The organism is uncultured Cyclobacterium sp. (genome assembly GCF_963976465.1).
Classification (GTDB): domain Bacteria; phylum Bacteroidota; class Bacteroidia; order Cytophagales; family Cyclobacteriaceae; genus Cyclobacterium.
This window is the reverse complement of record NZ_CAXBOC010000157.1, coordinates 1-10312: the sequence shown is the minus strand read 5'-3', so window position 1 is coordinate 10312 and position 10312 is coordinate 1. Positions and strand designations below refer to the sequence as shown.

Annotated in this window: 12 protein-coding genes; all 12 read left to right on the top strand. The window is 35.6% G+C overall.

Annotation, left to right across the window (positions count from 1 at the left end; translation table 11 throughout):
- Positions 1-192: 192 nt before the first annotated feature.
- Complete coding sequence (locus AAC037_RS10600) at positions 193-510, top strand: peptidyl-tRNA hydrolase (protein WP_339902972.1); 318 nt, start codon at positions 193-195, stop codon at positions 508-510.
- Complete coding sequence (locus AAC037_RS10595) at positions 511-900, top strand: hypothetical protein (protein WP_339902971.1); 390 nt, start codon at positions 511-513, stop codon at positions 898-900.
- A gap of 254 nt (positions 901-1154) precedes the next feature.
- Positions 1155-1613 (top strand): tRNA (cytidine(34)-2'-O)-methyltransferase, encoded by a 459-nt coding sequence (locus AAC037_RS10590; RefSeq protein WP_339902970.1) that lies wholly within the window; start codon positions 1155-1157, stop codon positions 1611-1613.
- 3 nt (positions 1614-1616) lie between these two features.
- Complete coding sequence (gene rlmF, locus AAC037_RS10585) at positions 1617-2567, top strand: 23S rRNA (adenine(1618)-N(6))-methyltransferase RlmF (RefSeq protein ID WP_339902969.1); 951 nt, start codon at positions 1617-1619, stop codon at positions 2565-2567.
- A 347-nt stretch (positions 2568-2914) separates the two neighbouring features.
- Positions 2915-5134 carry a TonB-dependent receptor gene (locus AAC037_RS10580; protein ID WP_339902968.1) on the top strand — a complete coding sequence of 740 codons (2220 nt, stop codon included), beginning with the start codon at positions 2915-2917 and terminating at the stop codon, positions 5132-5134.
- Between the two features lie 278 nt (positions 5135-5412).
- Positions 5413-6144: a YafY family protein gene (locus AAC037_RS10575; RefSeq protein ID WP_339902967.1), complete on the top strand. Its 732-nt coding sequence runs from the start codon at positions 5413-5415 to the stop codon at positions 6142-6144.
- Between the two features lie 32 nt (positions 6145-6176).
- On the top strand, positions 6177-6638 hold the full coding sequence (locus tag AAC037_RS10570; protein WP_339902966.1) for a GyrI-like domain-containing protein: 462 nt from the start codon (positions 6177-6179) through the stop codon (positions 6636-6638).
- A gap of 13 nt (positions 6639-6651) precedes the next feature.
- The gene (locus AAC037_RS10565) at positions 6652-7071 is read left to right on the top strand and encodes a DUF1801 domain-containing protein (RefSeq protein WP_339902965.1); all 420 of its coding nucleotides are present in this window, start codon (positions 6652-6654) and stop codon (positions 7069-7071) included.
- A 39-nt stretch (positions 7072-7110) separates the two neighbouring features.
- The gene (locus AAC037_RS10560) at positions 7111-7689 is read left to right on the top strand and encodes a Crp/Fnr family transcriptional regulator (protein ID WP_339902964.1); all 579 of its coding nucleotides are present in this window, start codon (positions 7111-7113) and stop codon (positions 7687-7689) included.
- A 77-nt stretch (positions 7690-7766) separates the two neighbouring features.
- Complete coding sequence (locus AAC037_RS10555) at positions 7767-8117, top strand: DUF4260 domain-containing protein (RefSeq protein WP_339902973.1); 351 nt, start codon at positions 7767-7769, stop codon at positions 8115-8117.
- Between the two features lie 344 nt (positions 8118-8461).
- Positions 8462-9418, top strand: coding sequence for a hypothetical protein (locus AAC037_RS10550; RefSeq protein WP_339902963.1), 957 nt, complete (start codon positions 8462-8464; stop codon positions 9416-9418).
- A gap of 154 nt (positions 9419-9572) precedes the next feature.
- On the top strand, positions 9573-10312 hold a 740-nt coding region (locus AAC037_RS10545), incomplete at its 3' end, for an AraC family transcriptional regulator (protein ID WP_339902962.1).

The following is a 10312-nucleotide window of genomic DNA, read 5'->3' as shown; positions in this document are numbered from 1 at the left end:
TCCAATTTTTATAGACAATGGAAGAACGGTTTATGACCAATTTGATTCATCCGGCACCCCTCAATGGGTTTTAATTTCAAAAGAGGGTAAATTGTCACGCACCCTATTCGGTTCCCAAGAAGGTGCCCAGAACCGATTGTATTATGCAATTGAGCAGTTAAAAGGGAAATAGCTTCCAAATCATTCGCATTTATGAAAATGTATATTATTGTAAAAGACAATATCCCGGATAAATTAATTCCCGTCATTACGGCACATGCATCTTTGGCTTGTTATAAAAAATTTGAGGAAAATGAGCAAATGAAACTATGGATGAGTGGAGTATTTAAAAAAGTAGTTTGTTTGGTAAATGAGGCTACATTTAACAAGCTTAAAACTGAACCCGAACACATTGTGATGACGGAGTCCAGCCTAGGCGACAAGGAGGTTTGCCTGGCTTTCTGTCCAAGAAAAGAATACCCAAAAAAATTCAAATTTTTAAAGATGTGGGCACCTCAAGGGATAAACTAAATGGAAAACCGAGTATTCAATTTGTTTCTCAAGAAAGGAAACATCGTTATTGATAAAAATGATTACAAGATACGCTTACAACTCGACTATGAAAATGGGGATCACTGTCTATTGGCACCTAGCGATACCCAGGATCTCATTCAACTATTAACAAGTCTTTCACAGCAAATATGGGAGGATGAAAACTATGTAAAAACGCCCTATGTAGCCCAATTATTCGTCGAAAATCAAAATACTTTCCTTTGGAAAATTGATTCTTCAGAATTGAGCATTGAATACAATGAACCAAAAAATGGCATTGAGCTTAAATACAAAGGCTATAACCCTTTGGATTTAGAAATAAACCAAGTCATTGAAATCGTGCAAATTCTGGAACGATTAAACAATTAACCAAGCTTTTTGAATGCTTATTTACATTTTCGTAGGTAACTTGCTTTTTATTATTTTAACAGTTTAAATAGATTAACTCGGATTACACCATCGGATTCTTACAGGCTTTACCCTGTTAACGGGAAATTTACAATCCGAAGAAGAGCTGGCTAGTTGGATATTCGGGTCAAGTATTTCAAGATAAATTTGAAAGCACCCCCACCTACCTGCTGGGCTACTGATCTACACATCGTTAGAAAAAAGACATAAAAATAATGGGATTAAATATTGTACTAATCGAGCCAGAGATACCCACGAATACAGGGAATATTGGCCGATTGAGTTTGGCTTCCGGCTCAACTTTACACCTTGTAAAACCTTTCGGGTTTGAATTAAGTGACAAAAGATTAAAAAGAGCAGGACTAGATTATTGGAAGCATGTGCCGCTTTTCATTTATGAAAACATTAATGAATTCTATGAAAAAAATGCAGGAAAGAATTTTGTTTATTTCTCAAGTCATGGAACCAAAGATTACTGTTCAATTGATTACCAAGAAGACATGTTTTTGGTTTTTGGCAATGAATCTACTGGCTTACCGCAGGGTATCATAGAGAAAAACAGGGACTTGATTTACACTATCCCCATCTACTCCCCCCATATTAGAAGTTTAAATTTGGCGAATGCCGTGGCCATTACTGTGTATGAAGGAATTAGATCTATGAAAAACCAATAATTCATGACTTCGCCAAATCAAGATAAAGGAAGACTGCATCCCAGAAATAAAAACCTTAAAAGGTATGATATTGATGCATTGGCTAAGGTGGTACCGGCATTAAAAAATCACTTGACCTCTAGTAAGAAAGGCAACCTCACCATAGATTTTTCCAATCCAGCGGCTATAAAATTATTAAATAAAGCAATTCTAAATCACTATTATGATATAAGCTATTGGGAATTTCCAGAAGAAAACTTATGTCCTCCCATTCCCGGAAGAGCAGATTATCTGCACCATATGGCTGATCTATTAGGGAATAGTAATGAAGGTAAAATTCCCATGGGCGATAAAATAAACTGTTTGGATATTGGGGTGGGTGCCAGTTGTATATATCCCATCCTTGGTATAACGAGTTATGAATGGCATTTCACCGGAACGGATATTGATCCAAAATCAATTGCTTCCTCCCAAAATATCGTTAATAAAAATGCTATTTTAACCAATAAAATAGCATTGGAGCTTCAAGAAAATTCAAGAGCCATTTTTCATGGAATCATAAGATCTGAGGATAAATACGATTTGACTATTTGTAATCCTCCCTTCCATTCCTCTTCAGCTGAAGCACAAAAAGGGAATTTAAGAAAAGTAAAAAACTTAAGTGGCAAAAAAGCAAAAACACCACATCTTAATTTTTCAGGTACTTCCCAAGAACTAATTGTTGAAGGTGGCGAACTAAAATTTATTCAACAAATGATTAATGAAAGTCAAAGGTTTCAAAATAATGTTTTTTGGTTTTCATCTCTTGTTTCCAAACAATCAAACCTTAAATCAATTTATAAAACGCTGGAAAAAGTAGGTGCAAAAATGTACAAAACAATTCCCATGGGTACGAGTAATAAGTCCGGTAGAATTGTGGCCTGGACTTTTCTTTCTGCTAGAGCGCAAAATGATTGGGTAAATAGCCGTTGGTAAAATTTCATTTTTTATAGCAAGGCATTCTCCTCACTATTGACATCTCTAAAGAGTAACCCTTCTCATTTTGTCACTTTACAATATACCTACTATAATGGTCAGCAATTACTTCTAAATTTGGGTGTAAGACCTTAAAATAAAAACACAGTTATTTAACATTCCCCAAGTGAAAATATTTTTTTGGCTACTTACCTTTGTGCCAGTAACTAAAAAACCCTTTATCAACCTAGTTAAATATGGTCTTTTCAGTTGTTTTTTAGTATTGATTTTAAACATTGGATTTTTCAAGTCTCCAAAAAAGTAAGCTCAAGTTATTTTAATTATAAAAGTCAAATACAAGTATCCTTATGAAGTGCCTATTTATTGTTTTATTACTAATTTTATTCCAAACCAACCTTTTTGGACAAAGCATAGAAGGTACAGTTTTGAACAACAAGAAAGAGTTGATTACCAATGCCCAAATATTGAATCTTACCACAAAGAATCACACCCATTCGGATGAAAATGGTAAATTCCTGCTTCAAAATTTTTCAGTTGGAGATTCGCTTAAATTGTCACACATTGGATATGAAGCTAAATACACAGTTGTTCAATCTTTGACCGCTCCCCTTTCTGTAGTAATGGAAGAAAAAGAGATTTCCTTGGAAGGAGTGGTAATTTCTCCAAAAACAAATGCCTTACACCTAATTACTAAAATAGATCTGAAGACGAATCCGGTAAGTTCATCTCAAGACATTTTGAGACAGGTCCCGGGACTTTTTATTGGTCAACATGCCGGAGGAGGAAAAGCTGAGCAGATATTTTTACGAGGTTTCGATATTGATCATGGAACAGATATAGGTATTACGGTAGATGGTTTGCCGGTTAATATGGTTTCCCATGCCCATGGTCAAGGATATGCGGATTTGCACTTTGTTATCCCGGAAACCGTGGACAATATAGATTTTGGAAAAGGACCGTATTACGCCGATAAAGGTAATTTTACAACGGCGGGATATGTGAATTTTAAAACCAAAAGAAACCTAGAAAACAGCAGTATAAAATTAGAGAAAGGGCAATTCAGCACCAACCGAATTTTGGGGATGTTTGATGTATTGAATACTGCAAAACATGATGCCTACATTGCCGCAGAGCATCTAACCACAGATGGTCCTTTTGATAGTCCACAAAATTTCAAAAGGATCAATTTGTTTGGAAAGTACACCGGCAATATTACACCTTTAGATAAAATAGGTGTCACTTTCTCTCATCTTTCAAGTAAGTGGGATGCCTCAGGACAAATTCCCCAGCGAGCCGTTGACTCAGGTTTGATTGGTCGCTTTGGAGCCATAGATGATACTGAGGGTGGAAATACCGGAAGAACAAATGTATTGGTCAATTATGAGAAAGTTTTAACGGATGATTCCTACATAAGAAGCAGTTTGTATTACAGTAAGTATGATTTCGAATTGTTTTCAAATTTCACCTTTTTCCTAGATGACCCGGTCAACGGGGACCAAATCAAACAAAAAGAAGATCGGCAAATTTATGGTCTTACCAGTGAATATTTTAAATCATTTGATTTAAAAGATGTAAAGGCTACTGTTCAAGTAGGTATCAATCTAAGGAATGACCTAAGCAATAACAATGAGCTTTCTCACACCTTGAACCGTACTATGACCCTATCTCAGATACAATTTGGGGACATCAATGAAACCAATTTTGGAAGCTACCTCAACACCAATTTTTACTATAAAAAATGGACTTTTAATCCATCATTTAGGATAGATTATTTTGACTTTCAATACAATGATGCTTTACAGGAAATTTACCAAACCCAAACCTCTACAAAAACCATTGTTAGCCCAAAGTTGAATGTATTGTATGATTACACCCCAAACCTCCAATTGTATTTGAAAGGAGGTAAAGGATTTCATTCCAATGACACCCGAGTAATTCTTTCTCAAGCTGCAAAAGAAACGTTACCGGCAGCTTACGGGTATGATGCAGGCCTACTTTGGAAACCTGTACCTAAACTTCTCCTTAATGCCGCCTATTGGTATTTATTTTTAGAGCAAGAATTTGTTTATGTGGGGGATGCAGGTATAGTGGAACCAAGTGGAAAAACCAGAAGGCAGGGAGTAGATTTGAGTATTCGCTACCAGCCATTGAAATGGTTATTTTGGAATTTTGACACCAATTATACCCATGCCAGAGCAATTGAAGAAGAAGATGGGCAGGATTATATCCCATTGGCTCCGGATTTTATACTTAAAAGTGGACTGAATGCCATTCATAAATCCGGCATATATGGTGGGGCAAATCTACGCCATATCAAAGACAGGCCTGCCAATGAAGACAATTCCATCGTTGCTGAAGGTTATACCGTAGTAGATCTTAATTTGGGCTATAAATGGAAAAGATTGGACTTTGGTTTTCAGGTTCAAAACCTATTTGATACCGCATGGAACGAAACGCAGTTCGCAACAGAATCCAAATTGCAAAATGAATCCAGCCCTGTAGAGGAAATTCATTTTACTCCCGGAACACCCTTTTTTATAAAAGGGGTGATTGAGTTCAAATTTTAAATATTCCACCAAATACATTCCAGGCATAAAAGTAGGATTCTTTTATGCCTGGTTTTTTCAAAATTAGGTTCCCAATAAATAGGAAAACCATTCTCTAGAAAAAAATAAGTATTCACCGAAACGCATTATTCTTTATTTGTGTGAATTTCAAACTAAAGTCAACCTGTCAAAATTATTCGCTCCACATGGCTGAGGTTATACCACAGACGATTTCTTTTAGTTATATTTACTTTAGGATTTAATATAAACAAAGGTATATCTAGATAAAACCTACAGCAATGGCAGCAGATAAACCAAGACTAGCTAGATTAACGGCAATGCTGACTCAATTGCAAGCAGGAAAAATTGTTACAGCGAAAGAAATTGCCAATAAGCATCGGGTAAGCATAAGGACAATATATCGAGATATTCGAACGCTTGAAAAATCAGGCATTCCTATTTTAACCGTAGAAGGAAAAGGCTTCTCTATCATGGAAGGTTATAAAATCCCCCCGGTTTTATTTACCCAAGAAGAAGCCAATGCCCTTATCACTGCAGAACAATTGGTAAGAAATAACAAAGACTATTCTCTAACTACTCAGTTCGAAAGTGCCATTACTAAAATAAAAGCTGTTTTAAAATACAGTCAAAAGGACAAGACAGAATTTCTCTCCAGCAGACTTCAGGTAAGGGATAACCATAAGAAAAATATAACCAGTAATTACCTTATCCAACTCCAATCTACGATCACCAATTATCAATTGGTAAGGATCAAATATTTATCATTAGACAATATTCTAAGCCATAGAGAAATAGAACCCTTTGCACTTTATACTACGCAAGGGCATTGGATTCTTATTGCTTATTGCCACTTAAGAAATGATTTTCGCGCATTCAGATTGGACTGTATACAGCAAATCGAAATATTACCGGTTAAATTTCAGCCACATAAGATAACTTTAGAAGAATACTTAGAACAGTGTAGAAAAAAATACCTGACTACCCCTGACATACCTATGTCAAAAGCCTAAATTATATTTGCACCGTACCTAAACAAAAAAAGATGCAGACAGTAATAATTGAGCCATTTAAAATCATAGGGATTTCGATTCAAACAACCAATGAAAACGATCAAGCTTCAAAAGATATTGCAGCTTTATGGGGTAGGTTTATGGAAGAAAACACCCTTACTAAAATCCCAAATAAAATTGAAAATGATATCTATTCCTTGTATACTGCATATGAAGGTGACCATACTCAACCTTATACCACCATTCTAGGCTGTAGGGTGAACAAGCTGGATGAGATTCCGATTGGAATGATCGGCAGGTCATTTGATGGAGGCAAATATTATAAAACAAGCACTAAGGGTGATTTGATGCAAGGATTAATTGTTAAACAATGGGAGAAAATTTTTGAAATGGACTTGAATAGATCCTATGTGGCTGATTTCGAGATTTATGGTGAAAAAGCCCAAAATCCTTCTGCTGCTGAAGTGGATATATATGTAGGAATAAAAGATTAATTATCAGTTGATCATGAAGCTAAAGACAGATCCTAAAGTTGAAACGGTTTTTAATAATTATCCGGATCATGTAAAAGAAAAAATGCTCACCCTAAGGAAATTAGTAATTGAAACTGCTAAAGAGACGGAGGGCATTTCCGAACTTCATGAAACACTGAAATGGGGAGAGCCAAGCTTTGTTACGAAAATCGGTAGCACCCTTCGAATGGACTGGAAACCCAAGAATCCCGATCAATATGCCATGTATTTTCAATGTACCAGCAGGTTGGTTCCTACTTTCAAATTGATTTATAAAGAGCACTTTTACTTTGAGGGAAATCGTGCCATCGTTTTTACCATGGACCAAACAATCCCTACGACTGCTTTAAAAGAATGCATTAAAGCCAGCCTTACTTATCATAAAGTAAAGAACTTAATGACATTAGGAATCTGAACAACCCTAAGTTTATATTAGTTTAATAAATTTTTTATTTTGAAAGAAATCAACAAAATATTACAAGAACATTTTGGTAAGTTGTCCACCCGAGAATTGGAAATAGTTCAGCCTTATTTTAAAGAAGAGCAACTTCTGAAAAATGAATTTTTCACCTTATCAGGTAAGAAATGTGATCGCTTAAGCTTTATAAAATCGGGCTTGCTTAGGATTTACAGTATTGCTGATGGCAAGGAAGTAACGCAGTGGATTTCTACAGAAAACTATTTGATCACTGAAGTGATGGGCTTTTTCTTTGACAAGTCAAACCGTTGGAACATTCAGGCCTTGGTTGATACTTCTTTGATTACAATTAGTAAACAAAATTACCTTAAACTTTGTAATGAATTTCCCAAGTGGAATAGTTTAGAAAAAGAATTCATAGTAAAGTGTTTTGTAATGATTGAAGACAGGGTTTTTTCGCATATTTCCATGACTGCGGAGGAGCGGTATGATTTGTATTATAGGCAGAACAAAGAACTTTTCAACCAGGTCCCCTTACAGTACATTGCCTCTGTGCTAGGTATGTCGGCCGAAACCCTCAGTAGAATAAGAAATCGTAAGCGCACAAGTTCTTGATTTAAGTCAAGGAGAATCGAATAAAATATGTTGAAATTTGTAAATAACAAAACGATTCAAAAACCATGACGGAAAAAATGAGTATCCTATTGAAATTTGAGGAATTAGGGCAGTTTTTGCTCGCAATCTCATTGTTTACTAATTTAGATTATGCCTGGTGGATTTTTCCGGCTTGTATTTTATTGCCGGACTTATCAATGTTAGGCTATTTAGCCAATCCTAAATATGGCGCTTTTCTATATAATTTTTTCCACCATAAGTTAACGGCAATAATACTATTTATCTTAGGTACCACAGTAAACATACCTATATTAATTTTAGCAGGCATCATTTTATTTGGCCATGCTGCAATGGATAGAATTTTTGGCTATGGGCTAAAATTCACTGACAGTTTTAAACATACACATTTGGGTGAAATAGGAAAGTAAAAAGTATTGGACAAGACGTTTTAATAAGGACAAATTAAACATCGGATAAAAATTCATTCGAGTCCTCTCCTTGCTTATTAAAACACCATAATACACTTCCAGTAAGAACATTTCGATTTTTTTACCTATTTTTATTAATAACATTTAGATGTTGCAAAAAACCAATCATGCCTAAGCACATCAGAATAAAACCAACTACTATTTCAAAGCCTTAACTGCATTCTATTTCCTCTATTTTATAAGTCCATAAGGTTTGCTGGGCTTATTGGCAAATATTTATCAACTGCCATATGTGCTGCAGTAAATCAACCCCTATGGTTGGAAATAACTTTAACTTTAAAAACATGAATATTAGTTTAGATATTGCCGCTTTGGCCAGTGCCATTCTTTACCCTTTGGTATTATTGATTGTTTTAATCCTTTTTCGTAAAGAAATTCCTGCATTTATTAAAAGTTTGTCGGGCCGCTTGACAGGACTATCATTTGCAGGAATTTCTTTAGATTTAGCAAAAGCAGAGGCATTCTCTCCTAATTGGGTGGTTCAGGGAGCATTGGACTTGAGACAAAAAGCAGAGGCTGCAAATGTGAATGATAGTACAGCCGGTAATTTTAACGCTATTCTTGAGACTTCCGGTGAGGTGGACTATGTTATCATTAACCTAGGCCGGGGAAAAGAATGGTTGGCTTCCCGCTTGTACATTATGTCCATTATTTTTGAAAATAGGAAAGGAATAAAAGGAATTGTATTTTTAGAATCTACGATAGATACCAGAAAAAAATACATTGGCTGGGCAGAACCGCAGAAAGTAAGGTGGGCATTGGCCAATCATTTTCCATGGTTTGAAAAGGCATATTCGGACGCTTATTCATTAATATTAGACCAAGGTGCCAAAATTGTTAACCATCAAGGAAGGTTAGGATATAGCTATGATCCCAATAGCTCAAGGTCCAGCATCACTTTATTGGAAAACTTTCTAAAAAAAATTCAGTCTCCTCCAGAAAACCCTCCGATCCCTGAAGAAGAAATGGAGTGGGTAAATTTACCTTCAGATCCCTTGAATCCGAGCTATACTCAAGAACATACAAGTTGGCTGAATGCCGAAAGCTTAGAAAACTCACTGGATAAAGTATTGATAACAGAAAACATCAACCCCTCCAAACAATCTCCCGAAGAAATTGAAAAACAAGTGAAAAAGGCCTTGATTTCATCTCAAAAGTTCATAGCAGTGGTGAACGAGGAGAAACAATTCTCTTACATGGTGAAGCGAGAAAAACTATTGAAACAACTTCTGCCAGGTTAAATTAATTGAAATAAAAAAAGAAGAATGCTAACTTTTATTTAATCAGGTAATAAATAAACTATTAAGTTGATTTTAAATGTGTTAGTCTTTCTGCATTTTGTGTTACTTTTTTTAATGTAAATCGGTAAAATTTGAGCTTGAAATAACAAAAAAAATGAAAGAAAATATATTTCATATAAAATCCATTAGCGAGCTACACCAATTACTAGGATTCCCCAAGCCATCACATCCTCTAATCAGTATCTTGGATGTAAGCCAACTGGAAATAGGTCCTCAATGGGTCGGTAAAAAGATGGTTACTGATTTGTATTCCATAGCCTTAAAAGATGCCAGTTGCGGCTTGGATTATGGACGAAACACTTATGATTTTAATGAGGGCGTGTTGATTTTCACAGCGCCCAATCAAGTTACATCCACCCAAAAGGAACAGCAACTTAATGAAATTCACGGATGGATGCTATTTATTCATCCCGACCTAATTCGCAATACCGAATTGGGAAAACGGATAGATGATTTCGGTTTTTTCTCTTACGATGTGCATGAAGCACTTCACCTTTCCGACGCAGAACAAAAAACCTTGAACGAATGTGTCAGATTGATTCAAACCGAAATTGATGAGCGTATCGATAACCACAGTCAAAGGGTTATAGTAAGCACATTAGAATTACTACTGAATTACAGTCTACGTTATTATGAGCGCCAATTCAATACCAGAACAGCTCAAAATATTGATATAGTAAGTCAATTTGAGGCTTTGCTAAAAGATTATTATAAAAAAGGGAAGTTTGAGGCACAAGGCCCTCCTTCTATTGATTATTTTTCAGAAGCCATTCATCTTTCTTCCCATTATTTAAGTGATTTATTAAAAAAAGAAACCGGTCTAAGTACCAAAGA

Bases quoted from the DNA above. Each gene is read 5' to 3' on its own strand.
- AAC037_RS10600 (WP_339902972.1), top strand. From the start codon at position 193: ATGAAAATGTATATTATTGTAAAAGACAATATCCCGGATAAATTAATT.
- AAC037_RS10595 (WP_339902971.1), top strand. From the start codon at position 511: ATGGAAAACCGAGTATTCAATTTGTTTCTCAAGAAAGGAAACATCGTT.
- AAC037_RS10590 (WP_339902970.1), top strand. From the start codon at position 1,155: ATGGGATTAAATATTGTACTAATCGAGCCAGAGATACCCACGAATACA.
- rlmF (WP_339902969.1), top strand. From the start codon at position 1,617: ATGACTTCGCCAAATCAAGATAAAGGAAGACTGCATCCCAGAAATAAA.
- AAC037_RS10580 (WP_339902968.1), top strand. From the start codon at position 2,915: ATGAAGTGCCTATTTATTGTTTTATTACTAATTTTATTCCAAACCAAC.
- AAC037_RS10575 (WP_339902967.1), top strand. From the start codon at position 5,413: ATGGCAGCAGATAAACCAAGACTAGCTAGATTAACGGCAATGCTGACT.
- AAC037_RS10570 (WP_339902966.1), top strand. From the start codon at position 6,177: ATGCAGACAGTAATAATTGAGCCATTTAAAATCATAGGGATTTCGATT.
- AAC037_RS10565 (WP_339902965.1), top strand. From the start codon at position 6,652: ATGAAGCTAAAGACAGATCCTAAAGTTGAAACGGTTTTTAATAATTAT.
- AAC037_RS10555 (WP_339902973.1), top strand. From the start codon at position 7,767: ATGAGTATCCTATTGAAATTTGAGGAATTAGGGCAGTTTTTGCTCGCA.
- AAC037_RS10550 (WP_339902963.1), top strand. From the start codon at position 8,462: ATGAATATTAGTTTAGATATTGCCGCTTTGGCCAGTGCCATTCTTTAC.